The following is a 21,226-nucleotide window of genomic DNA, read 5'->3' as shown; positions in this document are numbered from 1 at the left end:
CCAATGGAAAACCTAATGATAATTACGAGTTATTTTCCACCTGAAATTGGTGCTGCATCTAACAGAATATTTCATTTGGCAAATGGGTTAAAATCCAATTATGATGTACATGTTGTTACACCATTACCAAACTACCCGACAGGAAAAATCTTTAATGCATATAAGGGTAAACTTAAATCGAGATCTGTAGAAAACGATATTATTGTCAGTAGGATTTGGCTATATGCCAGTAAATCTAAAAATAAATTTGTGCGCCTATTCGCTATGCTATCTTATAGTATAAGCTTAGTTTGGTTCTTTATCTGGAACAAAATACCCAATAAGGTAATTGTACAATCGCCACCTTTACTAGTCGCTTTTACATGTATGTTTTTTTTAAAATCAAAACGACGAAAATTAATACTTAATGTAAGCGATTTATGGCCAAGTGCTGGCTACGAACTGGGTGCGCTAAGAAAGAATTTTAGTTATAAACTTTTGAAGAAACTAGAAGCTTTCAACTACAAAAATGCCAATCTTATCTTAGGGCAAAGTAATGAAATCTTAACTCATGTTAACAACATAACTAAAAAACCAGAGCTGTTTTTGTACCGCAATTACCCCAATATTAATTTAACGGAATTAATAGAAAATTCCTCAAAATCACAAAAACTCAAAATAGTTTATGCTGGACTTTTAGGTGTGGCTCAAGGAATTTTACGACTATGCCAGAATCTAGATTATGATACTATTGAATTACATATTTATGGTTCGGGAGCCGAAGAAGAAGGTTTAATTAAATTTATGGAATTGAACAAAACTTTTCCTATTATATTTCATGGTAGAGTGGACAGGAATGTATTGCACAAAGAACTCCAAAAATATGACGTAGCCATTATTCCTCTGCTGAATAGAATATACGGTTCTGTTCCTTCTAAGATTTTTGAATATGCAAAATTAGGGCTCCCAATGTTATATTTTGGTGGTGGTGAAGGTGAAACCATAATAAATAACAACCAATTGGGTTGGGTAGCTGAAGCTGGAAACCATGATCATCTAAACACCATCATTAATTCAATCGATAAAGCTGATACTGGCCTTCAGATAAAAAAAGAAATCCAAGAAAGAGCTTTTAGAAGTTTTGATTTTGATTTGCAGCTAGATAATTTAAAGAAAATACTTTAATAGGCCTTATCTTCGCCTTTCACCGCATTAATGAAGGTCTGAAATATAATCTTCATGTCTAGGAGCAAAGACCAGTTTTCGATATAAAATATATCATACTTAACCCTACCAATGATATCTTTATCCGTTTCTACCTCACCTCTAAAGCCACTTATTTGAGCCAAGCCTGTTATTCCTGGTTTCACAAAATGCCTAACCATAAACTTATCTATTTTCTTTGCATACATATTGGTATGGCTGACCATATGGGGTCTAGGGCCTACAACGGACATGTCCCCAAAAAGAACATTAAAGAATTGAGGTAACTCATCAATACTGGTTTTTCTTATAAATTTACCAACTTTCGTCACCCTTTGATCTCCTCTTGTTGCTTGATATAAATGAGCGTCTTCGTTAGGTGTCATTGAACGAAACTTATAACAATCAAACTCTTTGTAATTGAATCCATTTCTTGATTGTTTGAAAAACACTGGTCCTTTGGATTCCATTTTAATCAGTATTGCGATTAAGGGCGTTAACCATGATAAAATAAAAACTATTACGATGCTAGAGAACAAAATATCAAAACCACGTTTTATAATCATGTTTGCAGAATCCTCAAGGGGAATATTCCTCAATGTCAATACTGGTATATAGTCGTAATATTCGTACCGAAGTTTTTTGGAATAAATCTCTTTACTATCGGGGATAAATTTTAATATTTTCAAGTTATTATCTGCAAAGTCGACGATATCTGCTATTTGGCTATTGGTAAGTTCTGAGATAGAGCAATATATCTCATCTATTTTTTCATCTAAGATATACTCAAAACATTCATTTAATGACTGATCTTTGTTTTTAAAATTATACGTTTTTTTGTGCAAATAACCATATTCTGGCTTTTTATTAAAGAAATTCTCTAAGGCCAGCGTTTTTTTATTTAATCCAAAAATTACTGTAGTTCTGTAATTTCCGCCAAATGAGACTCTATACTTTTGCAGTATATAATAAATTGCGAATTTAAAGATTGTGATTAGTAAAAAGCAAAAAAGTGTATACTTTACTATAGGTCTTGGATAGATATTCAATTCGTGATACAGACCGGAAAATGCAAATACAAATAATGCAAAAAGTATTAGCTGTCTAACAATTAAAGATATAATAATAACTGGCCTCGTATATCTATATACTTCATAGAATTTAGAATAAATAGACAGCAATACCCATCCTATTGAGATAAAAAGAATAAAAATTAACGGATCCTTTTCTTTTACCAAATAAATAATACCAACACCATTTATTATACTCAAATCAATTAAGTATGATATAGGTCTTAAATATCCTGAATATCTTCCGTGTTTAAATAAGCTCAAATTCCGAAACTAATTTGGAGAATGTTTACTGAGGGGCAAAAATAATTACCTAGAATAAATATAACCTAAAAAAGTACTTATAAAAACTTATTTTATCAAATGTTTAAACTTTAGTAGAGATTAAAGTGTATGATCTTTTATCTTCCTATAGAACTATATTCAAAACCTTCACTTGCCATATCTTCCAAATCATATAGGTTTCGCCCATCAAATACAACGTGAGCCTTCATAAGTTCTTTTACTTTTTTAAAGTTAGGTGTTCTAAAAATACTCCACTCTGTACATATCACTAAGGCCTCTGCATCTTCTAATGCGTCGTACATTGTTTTGGAAAAACTGATTTTATCCCCAAGCTTACGCTTAACATTTGGCATGGCTTCTGGATCGAATGCTGAAATATCTGCTCCTTCTTTCAATAATTCATCAATAACATAAAGAGATGGTGCTTCTCTAATATCGTCCGTTTCTGGCTTAAACGCTAATCCCCAGATCGCTATCTTTTTCCCTTCTAAATCTTGATTAAAATGATCCATTATTCTAGGCACCAAAATGGTTTTTTGCTTTTGATTGACATTGATTACAGAATCTAAGATTTTAAAATCGTAACCATGATCTTTTCCTGATTTGTGCAAAGCCTTTACATCTTTTGGAAAACAAGAGCCTCCATAGCCAATCCCCGGAAATAGAAATCGTTTACCAATTCTAGAGTCTGTACCCATACCTATTCTCACTTTGTCGACATCTGCTCCCACTTTCTCACAAAAGTTTGCAATTTCGTTCATAAATGTAATCTTGGTGGCTAAAAAGGAATTTGCAGCATATTTTGTGAGCTCTGCAGATCGCTCGTCCATAATAATTATGGGATTTCCGGATCTTACGAAAGGTTTGTATAGCTTTCTCATAATTTCTGTTGCTCTTTCAGAACTTGAGCCAATTACAATACGCTCTGGTTTTAAGAAATCATCTACTGCAAAGCCTTCTCTTAAAAATTCTGGGTTAGAGACCACATCAAATTCAATATCGGTATGTTTTGAAATGGTTTCTTTTACCTTATCAGAAGTGCCGACTGGTACAGTACTTTTATCAATAATTACTTTATAGCTTTTAATCTTCTTACCGATGTTTTCTGCAACTCCTAAGATATATTTTAAATCTGCGGAGCCATCTTCATCTTCTGGTGTTGGTAAGGCTAAAAAAATGATGTCGGCAAATTCAAGACCTTCATCCAAAGAGGTTGTAAAGCTTAGCCTTTGCGCTTTTATATTTCTTTCGAATAAAACATCTAAGTGGGGTTCATAAATTGGTACAACCCCAGATTTCATTTTCTCTACTTTTTGCTCATCTATATCAACGCAAAGAACCTCATTACCTGTCTCTGCTAAACATGTGCCTGTAACTAAACCAACATAACCTGTACCTATTACTGAAATTTTCATTATTGTGCCTTTAAATTGTTTTTTTAACTGTTTTCTAAATTATTTATGCTTATTATATCGTATTTTTTGTAAAATAACTTTAGAGCGTTTTCGGACGTCTTATTCTTCTTCTTTTACGAGCTCATAATATGATTAATTTTGTCGGCTAATTTATCAACATTTTTGTTATAACCTGTATATTGGTTAATCTATCTTTTAAACTTTTCTTTAAGAACTAAATAAATAAACTTTGTATTCCCTATCAAATAACGTTTCCACATTCTTTTAGGTTCTTGTATAAATCTGTAAAACCATTCTAATCCTGCTTTCTGCATCCAAATTGGTGCCCGCTTTACTTTGCCAGAAACAACATCAAAACTACCACCTACACCCATAATGAAGTTTAACCTTTCTAACAATGCTTTATTGTTATAGAGAAAGAGTTCTTTCTTAGGTGAGCTTATAGCCACAAATAATATATTTGCATTGCTTTCAGAGATTTGCTGAGCAATAAGAGGCTCTTCCTCTTTGGTAAAATAACCATTTCTATATCCGGCAATTATATTCTTGGAGTACATGTTTGCGTATTTCTCAGTAACCGATTTAACGACCTCTTCTTTGGCTCCTAGGAAAAATATTCTATACCCTTTATGGTGTGCCAACCTAACAAGGTTTTCCATTAAATCGATACCAGCTACACGTTCTTTTAAAGGTTTACCCAAAAACCTTGAAGCCCATACCACTGCTTGACCATCTGCATTGATTAAATCACTATTGTTTACACTTTCTCTTAACTCTTTGTCACTCTGCATTGAAACCATCTTACCTGCGTTAACCACAACATGATGTATTTGCTCTTTTTTTTTAATGGTTCCGCTAATCAATTCCATAGTCTCAGACATAGAGTAATTGTCAATTACAGTATTTAGGATCTTTATTCGGTTGTTCATTAAGTACTAAAGGTTTTCACAATTATTTCATCTTTTTTTCTACTTAAAAAATCATCTAGTTTATTCAGAGAATATTTAGAAAAGGCTTTGGGATGACCAATAATTACAAAGTTTCCAGATTTATATCTTTTCTTATGCTTTAGGAACGCTTTTTCTAAAAAACTGGCTTTGAACCCATCGATAGATACTACCGTATGGCTACTTCTGAAAAGTAATCTCAATTTTTGTGATAATCCATTTTTCACAGCATAACCATCACCCATTTGATTGTGCTTAGATCCTCCAAACTTTTTGAAGAAAATAAGCCTCCAAAAGAAAAAAGGAGAAACCTTATAACTGGCTATAGGGTACTCGGTAAACAAGCCTTTGTCATCTATTACACATGGATTATCGCTGAACTTCCAAACGGTAGAATTAGGGGCATCCTTAAAATCGTAATAGTGAGCACCATGGATATTTTTTCCACCTTTGAAAACAGTGCTATCGAACTTAATCTCTGCCTCAAGAAAAGCTGATTTTAACATATCAAAAGGTTGAATACACCAACCACCTGCTCTAAACCCGCATACTGTGGTGCCAGAAATTTCCTCAAGATAGTTTTTGTACTTCTTTACGATATGAACACGTTCTTCATCAGAAAAGCTATGAAGCCTATAGTGTTCCATTGGAAAAACCCATCTATCATTTAGATAGTCAGCATCCTCCCAGTGCGAATGAATATGTAGCTGAATGTCGTGCCCATTACGAGCTAAATGTTTAATTTGTTCTATTACTTTATCTGAACTAATTTTTAAGTTAGGGTGTTTCGACTGCAAAGTCTTCGATCTAATCAAATAACCTACATCCACAAAAAAAACCGCTTTGGCATTATGCTTTTCTAAAATCTCCATTAACTTTTTTGTAGGCTCAATAATGGACTTATCAACCGTTCCCGATTTTCCGAAAAACAATTCATAATCAAGTGTTATATATATGTTCATTTTTGATTTTCAAGAATTCTTATCATATCTGGGTGCATAAAGGTATATAAATAACCTCGATCGTTCGGCGACGTAATCAAATTTTCATCATTCTTAACTTTAATCAAAAAATCGTACAAAATTTTAGGAATGTGGTTTTGAACTTCACTTCTTAGGGTTGTAAATAATACCGGCCCGTCTATGGCAATTTCTTTTCGTGAAATTATTAAGCCAGTATCTATACCAGAATCGATATAGTGCAATGTGAGTTCACATCTTTTATGCTTAAAATATGTCCATTCCAAAGCGCTAGTACCTTTTATGCTGGGAAGTGCACCATAATGCACATTTATTATGCTTGTATTAACCGTTTTAATAAAATTCTTTGTCAAAATTTGATCTAGTGCAGTTATAATAATGTCATAGTTGCCCTTTTTGATAGCTGTAATAGCTTTAGTTGAATTTAAGCTGTTATAGGATGTTACTTTAATTCCTCTTTTCTTGAAAAAATTCCTGTTCTTAATGGAATTAGCTTTGGTTTTTTTTACCACCCCATAAGAATACTTTCGCTTCCTTAAATAGCTAAAAAAAAGAGATTTTAGATCTTTTTTGCCATAATGAACATCTATATAAAAACCAGCGTCCTTAATTTTAGTCGCAAAATTCCGTTTCCACTCTACATTGTCTATCAAAGGATAATTAGTCAGCAATGCTACTCTTAAACTCATTGAGTGCCAGTTTTTTTAAAATTAACGTTTCCAAAAAATAATTGAGAGCCCATGAAGGGAACTTCATTTTTGAATTTCCTCTGTAAATTGGTAAAGTGTTTTGAATAAATCCATTTGTCCTTAATTGTAAGTGTTTTACTAAATCTATCAGAAATAAAGCTGCATTAGCGTATCTAAAATCTCTTTCTAAAATAGAATATCTCAAAAATGCCTTACTAATTAAAATTACACCAGATACATTTATACACTTTTTGTTCTTGCCCACAACGTCATGATAAAACATTTTCCTCCTCACAAAAATCTTATGAATCTTTTCAAAATAGTCTTCAATTTTATTTTTGAAATTTTGATTTTGAGATATTTCTAAAAAATCAATTAGATAATTGAGCCAATATCCAAATTCATGTGAAGAGCCAGTTAATTTATTATCATCAAAAGCATTTTGAGGGATAAAGTCTTCTAAGTCAAGCTTAAATTGGGAAAGAATAAAATTAATGACATGCGTTTCATCTATCAAACCCAGTTGGAACTTAGTAATTAAAGCGATAAGCTTCTTATGAGCACTCATTTTTACAGTTTCAGGCAGAAATCTAAAGTGTTTTTTTGCTTCTTCCTGGCTAAGCTTGTGGTGACTCCCTAAAGAGCGCAAGTAAACCGTAGCATTAAAATATACATTTACAGTTTCTGAATTATATAAATCCTCGGTTTTTGTTATAGGTTTAAATTCACATCCAAAAGGATAATTTATCGCATTGGAATAATAGTATCCTGTAGATTTTAAATATCTTTCTTTTGGTTTGTAGCCAAAAACATCAATTTCCTTGATCAAGCCATCGGGCCTTAAATACTTTTTTAAAGTGTTTATTGTTAATAGTTCGTGTTGATCGTCCGTGTTGCCTTTGAACTTTATATATTCATTGTATTTTAGGGTCAACTCATCTAAAAAAAAACTCTTAAACTTCATTGACAACATTACTTTTATATAAACTCAGTGCTAAATACATCCAACTTTGATTCCATCTATGATAAACATTCTTGTTTACATAATATTTGTTTTTTTCAAAATAAAAACAATGATTTTTAAAATTATATAAATTATTAAAAGTCCAGTCAACTATCTCTGTTGCCTGATTTGTTTGTTTATTGTGAATAAGGTAAATCACCCTATTGGCGATAGAATGGATATTTATTGGGTACTTTCTTTTTGCATAATAATTGCAAACGTTGTCATAGTAGAACTCGGTTAAATAATATGTTCTCCCCTTGTCAATTAAATCTTTTAGATCCATTTCATGAATAAAACCCTCGCTTAAACACTCAAAATACTCAAGAATATATTGTGTGTGAAAAGAATCCACCCACTTTTGATTTGATGCATATCCATAATACCAGCTTCCATCAGCATTTTGTGCGTTTTTAAGATAGTTTGTGCTTTTTATTAAAATTTCTTTGTCATTAGTACCGAAAATCTCACTCATTCGGAATAAATACCGAGATATCAATGCAGATGCATTATATATTTCCTTGTGGTCAACTGAGGAATAACTAAAACAAATGCCATTTCCGCGCTCAGTCCGATTAATATCTTCTAAAAAATACTTTCTAATTGAAAGTAAGTTTTTCTTAAGTTCTGCAGAGGGATATATTTTATAATAATCTAATAGAGCATCACCAATAAAATAGGTTACGATTGCATTAGGGAAATCTTTTGGGAAAGTGCCACCCCGGAGTGTGTAATAATCCCAATTATAACCCCAGCTTAAGTTATCTAATTCATTACTCCTTTTTGAAAGAATTAACTCATATAAAGACCTCAACTCATCTTGAGGTTTTAACAAAATCAAATTAGCTTTGAGTATTAATCCAAGAGCTTTGGGGTTGATTGATTTTTTAACTCCAAAAAGTCCTCTAATATTAAATGGGGTGCGCTTAAAAAGCTGGGTAATTATTACATTAATCAATTTAATTTCCAGTTTACCAATTTCTTTTAAAAAAGGAGAATTAAATGCATCATAAACAGAATAACCCTCAAAGGTTTTATTTTCAAAAGCAGATAAAAATTCATTTATTTTGGTTTCTGTCATAAAACTAAATCCGTTTAGTCTATAGTCTTTATTTCGGTTGCTAGATAGTTAGCCATCAAATCATATCCTTTTTTGCTTAAATGCAGTCCGTCAGGGAAAAACTGTTTCCAATTATCCATTTTACGAAAATATGTACCAATATCTATTAATTCTATTTCATTTTGGTGCTTTTCCAAAAACATCGTCTTTAATCGGTTATTAAAATTGTCTCTTTTTTTATCTGTTGTTGGTAATGGCGTAATGTAGTATACGATTGCTTTGTCATTCTTTTCTTTTAGCTTCTGTACAATAATACCTAGGTTTTCTAAAGATTTTTCTACATTTTCTTTAAAATCATTAGTGCCTAAAAGCAAAGTATAAATATCTGCAACAGGTATGTCATCTATCCGATTTACCACATCCTTTGTATGGTTACCCCCTTCTCCTTCATGATAATATCCGAATACATCTTGGTTAGAACCAACGAAGATAAAATTCTCTTTTTGCTTGTTTATTAATTTTCTTAAAAATCTACCATTACCCCACCATGTTTGACTATCTCCGACTGTACAAAGCCTTATTTTACCACGTTGATTAAATGGTATCTTAACTGCTTTTATAGTATAAGTACCTGATTGGTTCGGAATATCCGTTAACCAATTGCCATGGATAAATTCTGTTTTAGAATCAAATCTCTGCCAACCAAATTTAAAATAATAGGCCTTATCATCTTTAGTATCAATAAGCTTGTACGTGCCGTTAAAATTAAACTCGTTTGTCTTGCCATCATATAGTACTTTATCCGTTAAATCTCCCTCACTAGGATTAAATACTATGCTTGATTCAGAAATTTCATCTATCTGAAATACTCCTAAAGTTGCTATCTCTTTTTCATTATCAAAATCAAAATCATCCTTTTGTCCAACCTCTTGCGAATGGCAGCCCAATATACAAAGCAGTAGGCTAAAAAAAATTATTTGGTATACTATTGTTTTCATTAACTAATTATTTGGTAAATGTTTCGGTTTTTAATTAGAATTTGACGCTATTCTGGGCGTTAAAGTACTAAAATCTTTATAATGCTATTTTATTTCGGATATAAGAAGTAAGAATTTCCCATTTGCATTTCTGCTTAATTTATTTACTATTTTTATTTCTACAGTACTTGAATGGTGTAATCTGCTTTTGTAATGATTAATAAGCCTGTTTTCTACGATATCATTATAACTTTGATGGGGTATAATTCTAACTTCTAAGTGGCCTTTAGCTCTCTGGTAATACTGAAGTCCTTCTATATGTATATATAAATCATTGTGTAGGTTTAGAGCGGTTGGAGTAACATATGTATTATCATTATTATAAATTTTCATCTCTTCCCAACGCCCTTCAATATTGTTTAATATAGATGCTTTATCTTCTTCATATTTATAATAAGAAGAATAGTCTCCTGTTCTATACCTTAACAATGGTTGCCCATAGTTATCTAGTGTCGTTGTTACTATTTCTCCTATTACATCAACCTCTTTTATCACGTCGCCATCTTTATCTATTAGCTCTAGATATCCATAATCATTAATTACTTTATATTTTCCATCTCCATGAAAGTCAACAGCTAATGCCAATTTTTCACTATGTCCATATACTGAAACAACAGGTAGTTTGAGCTTTTGAAATAAAACTTTTTGATGATATAAATAGTTTTCAGAACTCAAAAAAACACCTTTTAGAAAACTTAAATCCAAATTTTGCTTTTGGGCAATAGTTGCAAAGAAAAAGGCTGATGAAGGATAGCATTGCAAATAATAAACTTTATACTCTACTAGTGTTTTGTATATAACCTTACAATACTCTTCAGTATTTCTAAAAGCATCAAATATTATTTCTCTTGTTATGGGGCTAATTTTATAGTTGATGTTTTTATCTAGCCTTTCATTTCTAATAACTCCCCTAATTTGGTCATTGTAACCCTTGGTTGCCCAAACCTTATGGAAAAAAGCATATTCTTTTTTATACCTGTCTTTTTTTAAATAGAATTTTGCGGGTTTACCCGATGTTCCTCCTGTAGTTACTATTTCATATTTATCTTTTTGAAAATCACTGCTCAATAAGCTTTCATTTTTTGAAAATAGATCATCTCTATTTAAAAACCCTATTTTATTTTCGAATTCATTAAGATCTCCATAACTAAGTTTGGTATAACTTTTTTTGTAGAAAGGAACTTTTTCAATAGAAAAATTAACTATGTCAAACAGCATCTTTAGATTTGGTTTCGCATTGAAATTTATCCTATCTCGGTAATCTCTATACATTTTTCCAAATAGCATTCTATTTGAAGGAAGAATTTTAAATATCAAATATGCAATAATAGGATACCTATCTAATTGTGAATTCAGTGTTCTTACAATCTTTACAATAGTTTTCATTTATACTTTTTTAACTTAACTGTGTTTGTAGAGCATATTAAGCTTGCCAGTAAACAAAATAAAAAAATACCCCTTTGCCTCACTAAAATAGACTCTGTAATCATAAAAATTATAAATGTTAATACTATTATTATTGATATGGTTTTTTTCGATTTTATAGCAACAAATAATAAATAAACTAAAGTTGTGATTAAAAATAACAATCCAAATAACCCATAATATATAGTATGCTCTAAGTACTGGTTGTGAGCATTATATTTGTATCTATAGCCCGACTCAAAACCAATAGCTTTATACTCATAATAAAGTTTTTCAAGACCCTTATTTCTTCCATCTCCCATTATTAAGTTCCCTTCTTTTATTGATTGCATTACAGCTTTCCAGTGAATTAATCTAGTACTTAAATCAGGTATATTAATAGACGTGCTTAAACTAGATGCGTTTCTTTTTTGAAAATTAGGCGATACAATAAAGCTAAATGATAGTAATATAATTACTGAAAAAACAATAATTTTTTGTTTTACTGAGGTTATTTGCGATAGGTCAAATATTAAAAACAGTAAAGATGACAAAGCTAAAACCACTATGCTTATCCTAGAGCTGACGATGTAAAGCGAAAACATTAAAAAAGCCAGGGATACAATATTTACCCATTTTTTATTAATCTGTTTTTTAAAAATGTCATTCAGAAAATAGAAAATAGCTATTATAATAAATAATGCAATATATGTTGTATGTATGTCTAATACTTTAGAAAACTCAGTATAATAAAAATAACTTCCAAGGTTATATACTTTAAAAAAAATAGCTTTAATTAAAGCAATAGCAAGGGCCAGTAAAACACTAAAACTAAAAATCCTTAACAGATACTCAAAAATTTTAATATCTCTAACTGTAGTGAGTATGGTTAATGGCAACAATAAAAAAGGAATATTCTTTTCTATAAGCTTATAATCAAAGCTATTAATGAAAATACCATTAATAATACTTAAAAAAAAAGGAGAGGAAAGTAGTAAAAAGGGGATGAGGTTTTCTTTAAAGTTCTTGTATTTATAATTCCATCTGCAATAAAAAATCCAAGAAACAGTAAACAAGATTAATCCTAATGAGTTTAAACTGTACTTTGGCATTGGTAGAGTAACTACCAAAAAAAGGAGAGACCAATAAAAGAACGTATCAGTTATTTTTTTACTCATTTTAAGGACTCTATTAGGTTAGCCGTAAGAATTTCTCTGCCTAATTTATTCAAATGTATTCCATCTTCCATAAATACGTTTGCTTGGTTAGCCAATTGTTTATCTAAATCAATAATTAAGACGTTACTATTAGACTTAAACCTTGAATAAATAGATTTTAACTCTTTCTCGATTACTTCTAAATCTGGTTGCAAATAAGCTGGAGGTGATACTAAGATAACCTTTGATTCGTAGGAGAGTAGTTTATTTAATATACCGTTGATGTTTTTGCTAGAATTCTTGACATTTTTTTCATGAGCGCCTATAAAAAAAATATAAGTGTCAGATTTGGGAATATTATCTATCTCCCGAAATATTAAATCACTATTATTTAATAGTTTAACATTATATTTATAACCAAACACATCTGAATAATTCCCAACAAAATTTACATGCTTGAGTTTATGGTTTATATCTTTTCTAATGTATTTTAAGTCTAACCATGTTAACTGAGAGTCTCCAATCATACAAACAGAATTAGAACCTTGTTGTTTTAATCCTAAATCAACTATTGAAAACTCATAAATATGCTCATCAATTTTTGGCCTTATGTTTATCCAATAAAGTCCTCTAAATTCTATTATATTTTTAGTATTTGTTATACTACTGGATCTAAAATAATACTTGTTGTTTAAAGAAAAAGTATCATATATACTCATACTTTTAGTACTTATTTTGCTATTAGTTTTTAAGGATAAAAAATCATATGAGACAGAGTCCATTTCGACATCCTTATACTTTTCTAGTACTTTCAAAGAGCTCCAATCGTAATTTAACTGAAAAAAAGCCTTGCGTCCTTTAATTTGAAAATCTATAACTAGATATATTAATATAGACACTACAGTAATAAAAATCACCTTATTAGATGGGAGGTTATTCATTTATATATTTAATGATTTTTGCAGGGACTCCTCCTACAACAGCATTATCTGGAACATTGCTAATTACTACTGCATTTGCTCCAACCGTTACATTGTTGCCAATTTCTATTGGTCCTAGAATTTTACTCCCAGTAGCTAAATACACATTATCACCAATTATTGGTACTTTTTGATGTCCTGACCTTCCTCCAATAGTAACATTAGATCCTATTTGACAATTTTTACCGATTACAGAATTTTTGTGAACTACTACACCTATTCCTCCATATGCGAAATGAGAACCTTTTCCAATTTTTGCTTGAAAAGGAATGCTAGAATTATATATTAAAAAAATGAACAACTTCAGAATACTAGGTAGTATCGGAATTTTTTTCTGATATAGTACATGAGAAAGGCGATAAAATTTATAAGCATTCAACATTGATTGAGGGCAGATTTATAAGCTTTGTGCAATTGATTAATAATTAGTGGTAATGCGAGTTTTTCTTCATATACTTTGTTTGCCTCAAGACCTAACTCTTTGGTTTTTGATTTATCATTAGCAAATTGCTGTATAGCAGAATTAATTTGATTAATATTTCCCGGTTCAACAAAGATTATGTTTTCGTTATGAGTAAAAAATTCTGGTAAAGCCCCAACTCTTGTTGATATGATAGGCATTCCTGCTGCTGCTGCTTCAATAATCACTAACGGAAAGTTTTCTGTATATGAAGGAAATAAAAAGCAGCCAGACTCTGAAAAATATTTTACTTTTTCATCTAATTCTAATCTATCTGACTTTATCAATTTTATGTTGTTTAGATTCTTTTGCTTAATAATCTCTGATATTTTTTCAATATCGCCAATTTGTTCGCTATTTCCTATAAGTATAAGGGAGAAATCCTTGTTAACTTCTGCTACCTTTAATAAATCATAAGTTCCTTTTCTCTTCCCTAAGCTACCTACAAACAAACAGCTATTATTTCTGTTTACTTCTTTTATCTTTTTAATTCCTTCTACAAAAGATTCATTTATAGGGTTATTTACAATCCGTATTTCATTTGGAAAATGATTTTTTTCAAAAAAACTTTTCCAATACGTACTTGCAACAATTATTTGATCTACATTTTTAAATAATTGTTTAGCAAACCATCTTCTTATTGGATTCATTTCAATCCAAAACTCTTCAAATGACCCTCCATGTAAATGAGAGATCGCTTTTTTTGCTCCAAAAAATTTAGCTATTGTAATCATTACTAAACTTTTTTCCATACTCCAATATGAGTGGAGAGAAAAATGAAAAATATCTGGCTTATGCGCTCTGACTAATTTTACTAAGTTAATTTTTTGCTTAATAAAATATCTAATATTAGTTAAATTAAGTTTAGCTAAACTTGTTTTGCCTTTTTCCCTATTAGTGTAAAAAGAAACAATCTCATATTCATTGCTCAAATTGTTCTTAAAAACAGTATTCAAAAGCGATATAGAACCTGTATTATCTTTTTTAAAAGGTCCTAAAATTATTTTTGGTTTTGGAGTTTTATCTGTCATTCAAATAATTCTTTTGGTATCCAATCTAATTCTCTTTTGATTTTTGAATTGTCGCCTATCATTTCCCATATTTCATTTTTTCGATAAGGTAATGCCCCAAAATTTATTTCAGAAAGACTATTTAAATCATGCTTGAATTTTTCGGCTAAGTCTTTAATTTTAAAGCCATTTCCGCTACATACATTATAGGTTTCTCCCAAAGCCTCTTTTTTTGTAGATAAAATCAATGCCTCAACAATGCTTTCTGTCTTTAAAAAGTCTCTTTTTTGTTCACCTAACGTCATATCAAAATTCTCGTTTTTTTCTAGTTTTTCAACTAAATCAGAAATGAAAAATCCACTAGGCATTCCTTGACTATAAAAGTTAAATAAGCGTAAAATGGTATAGTTCTTTTTATAAATTTTTGAAAATGTTTTTATAGCATTCTCTGCATTTATTTTTGATAATGAATAAGGAGATGCTGCAAGTAATTCGTCAGTTTCCTTGAATGGTTTATTAGTGTTTAAGCCATAGATTTCACTAGTACTCGCAAAGATAAAATTAGTATATGCTATACCCCTTAAAGAATTTAAGAGATTAACCGTTCCATCAAAATTAATTTTAAATATTTCTTTAGATTTAGAGAAGTCTCTTGTTCTATCAATTTTTGCAGCCAAGTGAAAAACAAAATCAGGATGAATTCTATTAATCTCTAATTGTAAGTTCTTTTCATCTGTTATGTCAACCAGTATTGAATTTAAAACATCTTTATTGGGTATAATATCAAATGAAAAAACGTCTGCGCCATATGTGCTAAGTTTTTCTATCAGTGCTTTTCCTAAAAACCCCGCACCTCCTGTTACAACTATTTTTTTATCCTTTAAATAATTTATGTCCAAACCGCCTTCTTGTCTTTTGCCCTTTTTATATAGCTAATTAAATCATCTTCTGTCTTTATTTTCCCTTTTTCTAAATAGCTTCTATACCACAAAATTGTTTTTTCTATGGTGGTATTAAAATCCCAGATAGGATTCCATTTTAGTATTTTATTTGCTTTAGAACAGTCAAGCATTAACAAGTTGGCTTCATGATGATTACTTTTATCTTTATTAGTAAGATAATCAATCTTATCCCAGTGCTTTTGTGTTTCATCAACTACTGTTTTAACTTCTAAATTGCTTTCTAATTTAGGACCAAAATTCCAACCTTCAGCATATTGCTTTTCTCCCAACAACAATTTCCAGCCCAGCATTAAATAACCACTTAAGGGTTCTAAAACATGTTGCCAAGGTCTAGTGGCCAAAGGGTTTCTAATTTCTACTTTAACCTTGTTCTCGGTAGATTTTACAATATCTGGTATTAATCTATCTTCTGACCAATCACCCCCACCTATAACATTTCCTGCTCTAGCACTGGCAAGTAATTTTTCATTTTCATTAAAAAATGATTTTTGATAAGAAGAGGTTACCAATTCTGCACAGCCCTTAGAGGCACTATATGGATCGTACCCTCCCATTGCATCACTTTCCCTGTATCCCCATATCCATTCCTTATTGTCATAGCATTTATCACTGGTAATATTCACTATTGCCTTTACTGAGTTTGTTTTTTTTGAAGCTTCAAGAATATTCACTGTACCCAATACATTGGTAGTAAATGTTTCAACAGGATTGTGATAAGAATATCTAACCAATGCCTGTGCTGCTAGGTGAAATACAATTTCGGGTTGGTATTTGTTGAATGTATCTGTTAACTTTTCATTATCTGTAATGTCTCCGATTACAGAGGTGTAATTTATGTCTAGAAGACTATAATGATTAGGTTCTGTTAATGGTTCAAGAGAGTAGCCAATAACCTTTGCTCCCATTTTTTGAAGCCAATACACTAACCAAGAGCCTTTAAATCCTGTATGTCCAGTAACTAGGCATGTTCGGTTTTTATATATACCGCCATATAGTGATTCTAATTCCATATCTTCCATTTGGCATTACCAGTTTCCCACAATTCATTTAACACTTTATTATCCCTTAAAGTATCCATAGGTTTCCAAAAACCATAATGTTTATACGAATACAACTCACCATCCTTGGCTAGATGTTCTAATGGAGCCCTTTCAAATATAGTTTTGTCACCTTCTGCTAGATAATCGAAAACCTTGGATTCACAAACAAAAAAACCGCCATTAATCCAAGTACCGTCTCCTTTTGGTTTTTCTTCAAAAGAAGATATTTTCTGATCGCCAATAAATTTTATAGAGCCAAACCTTCCTTCTGGTTGAACCGCTGTCATTGTAACAGCTTTGCCGTGGTTTATATGTGTTTTTAATAGTTCATCAATATTGATGTCAGCAACACCATCACCATAGGTTAACATAAAACGTTCACCGTTTATAAGCTTTTCAATTCTTTTTATTCTACCACCAGTCATTGTATTAAGCCCTGTGTCTATCATTGTAATTTTCCATGGCTCTGCAGAATTATTTAATATTTCAATATTGTTATCTTTAAGGTCTATTGTTACATCACTTTGGTGTAGAAAATAGTTTGCAAAATATTCTTTAATGACGTATCCCTTATAACCAAGTAAAATTACAAAATCATTAATCCCATATGTAGAATAAATTTTCATTATATGCCATAATATAGGTTTTCCTCCTATTGGAACCATCGGCTTAGGTATATTTTGTGTTTCTTCACTTAATCTAGTGCCAAATCCCCCAGCTAGTAAGACTGCTTTCATATTTATTGATTTTTTATAGTAGTTTACAAATTGAATTAGTTAAAACCCTATTTAAACCGTATGTGAAGCTTAAAAACGCTCCCAAAGGTATTGTACAAAAATATAACTTAAAGGAGGAATAGAGCTACATCATTCAATAAAAAATCAAAATCAAAATTATTAGTATTCGTAATATTATTGATATTAAATCATCAATGATGTTCCTCTTTTTTATCATATATTATTGGATAAACAAACAATAATGTCATTGTCAGCATCACCAAATTATTAATTGAAAATGTAAACAACGCGTCGAAGAATAACATCCCATAAACTAGAGCAAGAATCTTAAGTTTTCTTTTTTTTATTATTCGTAAAAAAACAGGAGATAAAATAAGTGAGAGATACGACAAGCCGCCAAGAATACCCATTTCTACAAATAAATGAGGGTAATATGTGTCGGTCGTAGCTATATACGTTGTATCATACCAATTAAAATTAACTTCATCGTAATATGGAGATTTATATTTTGTTGAAGCAGGTCCTCCAAAAACTCCAATTCCCTTACCTATTAAATTGAAATCTTTAAATTCTTTAGCCATAACCCTATAAGATTCTGATCTTGCAGAATTTCCTTCAATGACATAAAGCTTTAGTCTTATTTCTATGGATTTTTCCAAATCATTTCGCATGCTGCTTCCCATCAATAAATAAATCAGTGCTAATAAAACGGGTACTATTAAGAAATACTTCAGTTTGTTATAGTATTTTATTGCTAGGGTTAATAAAAAAAATCCTATCGTTTTAAAAGATGTACTCATAAATACACCGATAGTAAAAATAGTAAGGCACAGCTTTCTATACTTGCCATGATAATAATAATGTGTCAACCAAAAGGCTACAAAATTTAAAATACCAAAAGCCCCAAAAAAAACAACTAAGCCAGTAGCTCTAAGAAGACCAAAAATTACTGGAGGCCAGTAAATCATTCTATTTTCGCTCTCAACGAAAAATCTTGAGTAAAACCATTGTCTTTCTGGGTCTATATAGTAGTGGTAGTAGTTTTTAAATTGTACTACAAAATTTATTAATGCAAAAACTATGATAAACCCTACAAAAAGGTTGAGCTTGTGTTTATTATAATACCCGTATAAAATTACCGCTACAGGGAAAAAATATCTTATGCCATCTTCTAAAGCAGCCCTGTAATTATATGACCTGCTGAAAGCAATGATAAAAAAAAGTCCATAAATTAGAAGAAACAAAAGAAACTTGTTTGGAATTCTTATTCTCAACCAGATCGGAAACAGTAAAATGAAACATGTGAAAACTTTTATTAAGGAAGATAAAGATGGATAGATATAGGATATTATTTCACCTAAAAAAACTACAATGACAGGTAAGAGTATAATAAAATTGTTTATGTCTCTTAAAGATAGTTTCATTGTTTTAGACTAACCTTTCTATTTATTCTTACCAATAGTACAAACCGAATTATTAAACTTATTATACTAGAAAGAGCCACGCCTATGAGCCCCAATTGATCATATAGAAAATAGGTTAAAATAATATTGATAACCAATGCAGATATGTTAATAAATAAGTTCTGAGAAAACAACTTTTCTATTATAATTATTGCGCCATATGATACAGAAATAGATTGAAATATTTTAGCACCTAATATAATAAGGAATATATATAATACTGAGCTATAGTTCTTAACATAAAAGTGGGTCAAAAATAAAAATAGTAAAACTAACAATACCGCTGAGGCGGCCACCAGAAATAAGATTTTTTTTCTAAGTAGTACTACATAATTTAGATTTGCCTTAAGTTTTTCTATATCAACTTGGACTAAGGTAAGCGGAATAAGCATTAATGCATTAGCTATATTAAGTGAAAAACTATAATCAGCTATTTCAATAGCTGCATTATCTGAGAGTATTTTTATTATTAATATATCAGTATACAAAAACATCATATTAGCAAAATTACTTATAACAATTGTTAATGAACCAATAATAAGCTGTCTAAAAAGCCTCCAGTATCTTTTTAGCTTGTTTAAAACTATATTTTTTTTATAGATATAAAATAGAGTATAGCAAAGCAATATTGGCGATAATATATAGCCCACATATACAAATGCCATATCTGGATCCTTGGAATAAAAAATACCTATTAACACAACAGCATAAAACACCAAGGAAATTAACCCCTTATAAACTGAGGCGAAGTTACTGCCCTTATAAGTTAAAATAAAAGGAGCAAAAATACCGTTGTTAAAAAAAATGGAATGAAAATATATGGGTACTAATAAAAACAAATAAGAGAACACAGCAAGAAAAGGAGCGGAAATTACTGCCAATAAAGAAATAAATAATAAAGCAATAAAAGTGAAATAAACTTTACTGTCCTTACTTTTAGGATAGCTCAATATTAATGTTGGTAAGCCAAATGTGAGTATAGCAGCACCAAGTTCAATTAATTTTTTATAGAATTCAAGACTACCGTAATTCTCTTTCGAAAGATAAAGAGGTGCTATAAAAAGAACTATATACTCTAAGCCTCTACTAAACAGTATTGAGCTACCATAAAAAAAATATTTTTTCAAAACTCTTCTTTTCTGACTCCACAAAAATCTAATACTATTTGGTTAGGTTTGGGTTCAATTTCTGAAAATTCATCATGAGCTACCAAAAATACAATGATATCTGCTTTGTCAGAAGCTTCCTGATAAGGAGTTAATTTAAATACTTTGTGATTAGCTATATTAGGTTCTACTATATAGTACTCCTCATCATTGGTGTTTTGTAGAACTTTCTGTGCTATATATTTAGCTGGAGATTCTCTCAAATCATCAATATTAGGTTTGAATGCTAGCCCCATTAGTGCAATCCTTGGCTTTCTCCCATGTTGTAATTCAAATTCCAGCTTAGCACTTTGTATTTTTTCGGCACACCAAAACGATTTGTAGTTATTAATTTCTCTTGCTTTTCCTATAATTTGGGATTCCATTGGATAATCTGAAACAATAAAATACGGATCTACTGCTATACAATGGCCTCCAACACCACAGCCAGGTTGAAGTATATTTACACGAGGGTGTTTGTTTGCAAGTGCTATGAGTTCCCAAACATTTATATTGGCTTTATCGCAAATTAACGATAATTCATTGGCGAAGGCTATTTGTACATCCCTAGAAGAGTTTTCTACCAGTTTGCACATCTCAGCTGTTCTTGCATTTGTCTTATGCAAATCTCCTTTTATAAATTTTTTATAAAAGTCAACTGCCTTTTGAGTAGAGGCTTCATTTACTCCTCCTATAACTCTATCATTATGGATAAGTTCATACATAACATTTCCTGGTAACACACGCTCTGGACAATATGCTAAATAGAGTTTGTCTTTTAATTCCGGACGCTCTGCAAAAATCATATCCATCATTTTCTCTGTTGTTCCAATTGGCGAAGTAGACTCTATAATATATAAATCACCTTCTTTCAATAAAGGGATTAACGCTCTTGTCGCTGCTTCCACAAACGAAATGTCCGGTTCATTCTTATCTTTAAAAGGGGTAGGCACCACAATAAGGTAAACATTAGCTTCAACAGGAGAGGTTGATGCCCTTAAATAACCCTCTTTTACAGCGGTCTCTACAGCTTGCTCTAGGTCTGGTTCAACAATATGTATTTCACCGTTGTTAATAATATCTACAACCTTTGGATTAATATCCACACCATGAACATATGTTCCTTTTTTTGCAATTAAAGCAGCTGTAGGCAGGCCAATGTAGCCTAAACCAACCATTACAACTTCTGGTCTATTCATA

Annotated in this window: 20 protein-coding genes; 1 reads left to right on the top strand and 19 read right to left on the bottom strand. The window is 30.9% G+C overall.

Annotated elements, in window-relative coordinates:
• The first annotated feature begins 3 nt into the window (after positions 1-3).
• Complete coding sequence (locus tag Q0972_RS06050; protein ID WP_299363792.1) at positions 4-1,164, top strand: glycosyltransferase family 4 protein; 1,161 nt, start codon at positions 4-6, stop codon at positions 1,162-1,164.
• Here the strand turns inward: Q0972_RS06050 and Q0972_RS06045 are convergent.
• From Q0972_RS06045 to wecC, 19 genes are all read right to left on the bottom strand, one after another.
• Positions 1,161-2,453 carry an undecaprenyl-phosphate glucose phosphotransferase gene (locus Q0972_RS06045; protein ID WP_299363789.1) on the bottom strand — a complete coding sequence of 431 codons (1,293 nt, stop codon included), beginning with the start codon at positions 2,451-2,453 and terminating at the stop codon, positions 1,161-1,163. The genes Q0972_RS06050 and Q0972_RS06045 overlap by 4 nt on opposite strands.
• 200 nt (positions 2,454-2,653) lie before the next feature.
• Positions 2,654-3,952, bottom strand: a complete 1,299-nt coding sequence (locus tag Q0972_RS06040) for a UDP-glucose/GDP-mannose dehydrogenase family protein (protein ID WP_299363787.1) — start codon at positions 3,950-3,952, stop codon at positions 2,654-2,656.
• 188 nt (positions 3,953-4,140) lie between these two features.
• On the bottom strand, positions 4,141-4,881 hold the full coding sequence (locus Q0972_RS06035; protein ID WP_299363784.1) for a WecB/TagA/CpsF family glycosyltransferase: 741 nt from the start codon (positions 4,879-4,881) through the stop codon (positions 4,141-4,143).
• Positions 4,881-5,861 carry a polysaccharide deacetylase family protein gene (locus Q0972_RS06030; RefSeq protein WP_299363781.1) on the bottom strand — a complete coding sequence of 327 codons (981 nt, stop codon included), beginning with the start codon at positions 5,859-5,861 and terminating at the stop codon, positions 4,881-4,883. Before Q0972_RS06030 ends, Q0972_RS06035 begins: the two co-directional genes overlap by 1 nt.
• Complete coding sequence (locus tag Q0972_RS06025; RefSeq protein ID WP_299363779.1) at positions 5,858-6,568, bottom strand: formyltransferase family protein; 711 nt, start codon at positions 6,566-6,568, stop codon at positions 5,858-5,860. Before Q0972_RS06025 ends, Q0972_RS06030 begins: the two co-directional genes overlap by 4 nt.
• A complete protein-coding gene (locus Q0972_RS06020; protein ID WP_299363777.1) occupies positions 6,540-7,532 on the bottom strand; it encodes a hypothetical protein in 993 nt (330 codons plus the stop codon). Before Q0972_RS06020 ends, Q0972_RS06025 begins: the two co-directional genes overlap by 29 nt.
• Positions 7,522-8,652: a hypothetical protein gene (locus Q0972_RS06015; protein ID WP_299363774.1), complete on the bottom strand. Its 1,131-nt coding sequence runs from the start codon at positions 8,650-8,652 to the stop codon at positions 7,522-7,524. The genes Q0972_RS06020 and Q0972_RS06015 overlap by 11 nt, the downstream gene beginning before the upstream one ends.
• Positions 8,653-8,666: 14 nt before the next feature.
• Entirely contained in the window at positions 8,667-9,629 is a 963-nt protein-coding gene (locus Q0972_RS06010; protein WP_299363771.1) for an SGNH/GDSL hydrolase family protein, read from the bottom strand.
• A gap of 84 nt (positions 9,630-9,713) precedes the next feature.
• Positions 9,714-11,054 (bottom strand): hypothetical protein, encoded by a 1,341-nt coding sequence (locus Q0972_RS06005; protein ID WP_299363769.1) that lies wholly within the window; start codon positions 11,052-11,054, stop codon positions 9,714-9,716.
• Positions 11,051-12,250, bottom strand: a complete 1,200-nt coding sequence (locus Q0972_RS06000; RefSeq protein ID WP_299363767.1) for an O-antigen ligase family protein — start codon at positions 12,248-12,250, stop codon at positions 11,051-11,053. Before Q0972_RS06000 ends, Q0972_RS06005 begins: the two co-directional genes overlap by 4 nt.
• Positions 12,247-13,170, bottom strand: coding sequence for a hypothetical protein (locus Q0972_RS05995; protein WP_299363764.1), 924 nt, complete (start codon positions 13,168-13,170; stop codon positions 12,247-12,249). The genes Q0972_RS06000 and Q0972_RS05995 overlap by 4 nt, the downstream gene beginning before the upstream one ends.
• Entirely contained in the window at positions 13,163-13,591 is a 429-nt protein-coding gene (locus tag Q0972_RS05990) for a DapH/DapD/GlmU-related protein (protein WP_299363762.1), read from the bottom strand. The genes Q0972_RS05995 and Q0972_RS05990 overlap by 8 nt, the downstream gene beginning before the upstream one ends.
• Positions 13,585-14,700: a glycosyltransferase family 4 protein gene (locus Q0972_RS05985; protein WP_299363759.1), complete on the bottom strand. Its 1,116-nt coding sequence runs from the start codon at positions 14,698-14,700 to the stop codon at positions 13,585-13,587. The genes Q0972_RS05990 and Q0972_RS05985 overlap by 7 nt, the downstream gene beginning before the upstream one ends.
• Entirely contained in the window at positions 14,697-15,578 is an 882-nt protein-coding gene (locus Q0972_RS05980; RefSeq protein WP_299363756.1) for an NAD(P)-dependent oxidoreductase, read from the bottom strand. Before Q0972_RS05980 ends, Q0972_RS05985 begins: the two co-directional genes overlap by 4 nt.
• The gene (gene rfbG, locus Q0972_RS05975) at positions 15,569-16,651 is read right to left on the bottom strand and encodes a CDP-glucose 4,6-dehydratase (protein WP_299363754.1); all 1,083 of its coding nucleotides are present in this window, start codon (positions 16,649-16,651) and stop codon (positions 15,569-15,571) included. The genes Q0972_RS05980 and rfbG overlap by 10 nt, the downstream gene beginning before the upstream one ends.
• On the bottom strand, positions 16,642-17,418 hold the full coding sequence (rfbF, locus tag Q0972_RS05970; protein WP_299363751.1) for a glucose-1-phosphate cytidylyltransferase: 777 nt from the start codon (positions 17,416-17,418) through the stop codon (positions 16,642-16,644). The genes rfbG and rfbF overlap by 10 nt, the downstream gene beginning before the upstream one ends.
• A 191-nt stretch (positions 17,419-17,609) precedes the next feature.
• The gene (locus Q0972_RS05965; RefSeq protein ID WP_299363749.1) at positions 17,610-18,662 is read right to left on the bottom strand and encodes a hypothetical protein; all 1,053 of its coding nucleotides are present in this window, start codon (positions 18,660-18,662) and stop codon (positions 17,610-17,612) included.
• A 176-nt stretch (positions 18,663-18,838) separates the two neighbouring features.
• Positions 18,839-20,008 (bottom strand): hypothetical protein, encoded by a 1,170-nt coding sequence (locus Q0972_RS05960; protein WP_299363746.1) that lies wholly within the window; start codon positions 20,006-20,008, stop codon positions 18,839-18,841.
• Positions 20,005-21,225, bottom strand: a complete 1,221-nt coding sequence (gene wecC, locus Q0972_RS05955) for a UDP-N-acetyl-D-mannosamine dehydrogenase (RefSeq protein WP_299363744.1) — start codon at positions 21,223-21,225, stop codon at positions 20,005-20,007. Before wecC ends, Q0972_RS05960 begins: the two co-directional genes overlap by 4 nt.
• Position 21,226: the final 1 nt, after the last annotated feature.

The sequence above is a fragment of the Winogradskyella sp. genome (assembly GCF_028282165.1).
Lineage (GTDB): Bacteria > Bacteroidota > Bacteroidia > Flavobacteriales > Flavobacteriaceae > Winogradskyella.
Note: the sequence above shows the minus strand (reverse complement) of the source record. Positions and strands in the feature narration are given on the sequence as shown.

Bases quoted from the DNA above. Each gene is read 5' to 3' on its own strand.
- Q0972_RS06050 (WP_299363792.1), top strand. From the start codon at position 4: ATGGAAAACCTAATGATAATTACGAGTTATTTTCCACCTGAAATTGGT.
- Q0972_RS06040 (WP_299363787.1), bottom strand. From the start codon at position 3,952: ATGAAAATTTCAGTAATAGGTACAGGTTATGTTGGTTTAGTTACAGGC.
- Q0972_RS06035 (WP_299363784.1), bottom strand. From the start codon at position 4,881: ATGAACAACCGAATAAAGATCCTAAATACTGTAATTGACAATTACTCT.
- Q0972_RS06030 (WP_299363781.1), bottom strand. From the start codon at position 5,861: ATGAACATATATATAACACTTGATTATGAATTGTTTTTCGGAAAATCG.
- Q0972_RS06025 (WP_299363779.1), bottom strand. From the start codon at position 6,568: ATGAGTTTAAGAGTAGCATTGCTGACTAATTATCCTTTGATAGACAAT.
- Q0972_RS06020 (WP_299363777.1), bottom strand. From the start codon at position 7,532: ATGAAGTTTAAGAGTTTTTTTTTAGATGAGTTGACCCTAAAATACAAT.
- Q0972_RS06015 (WP_299363774.1), bottom strand. From the start codon at position 8,652: ATGACAGAAACCAAAATAAATGAATTTTTATCTGCTTTTGAAAATAAA.
- Q0972_RS06010 (WP_299363771.1), bottom strand. From the start codon at position 9,629: ATGAAAACAATAGTATACCAAATAATTTTTTTTAGCCTACTGCTTTGT.
- Q0972_RS06005 (WP_299363769.1), bottom strand. From the start codon at position 11,054: ATGAAAACTATTGTAAAGATTGTAAGAACACTGAATTCACAATTAGAT.
- Q0972_RS06000 (WP_299363767.1), bottom strand. From the start codon at position 12,250: ATGAGTAAAAAAATAACTGATACGTTCTTTTATTGGTCTCTCCTTTTT.
- Q0972_RS05995 (WP_299363764.1), bottom strand. From the start codon at position 13,170: ATGAATAACCTCCCATCTAATAAGGTGATTTTTATTACTGTAGTGTCT.
- Q0972_RS05990 (WP_299363762.1), bottom strand. From the start codon at position 13,591: ATGTTGAATGCTTATAAATTTTATCGCCTTTCTCATGTACTATATCAG.
- Q0972_RS05985 (WP_299363759.1), bottom strand. From the start codon at position 14,700: ATGACAGATAAAACTCCAAAACCAAAAATAATTTTAGGACCTTTTAAA.
- rfbG (WP_299363754.1), bottom strand. From the start codon at position 16,651: ATGGAATTAGAATCACTATATGGCGGTATATATAAAAACCGAACATGC.
- rfbF (WP_299363751.1), bottom strand. From the start codon at position 17,418: ATGAAAGCAGTCTTACTAGCTGGGGGATTTGGCACTAGATTAAGTGAA.
- wecC (WP_299363744.1), bottom strand. From the start codon at position 21,225: ATGAATAGACCAGAAGTTGTAATGGTTGGTTTAGGCTACATTGGCCTG.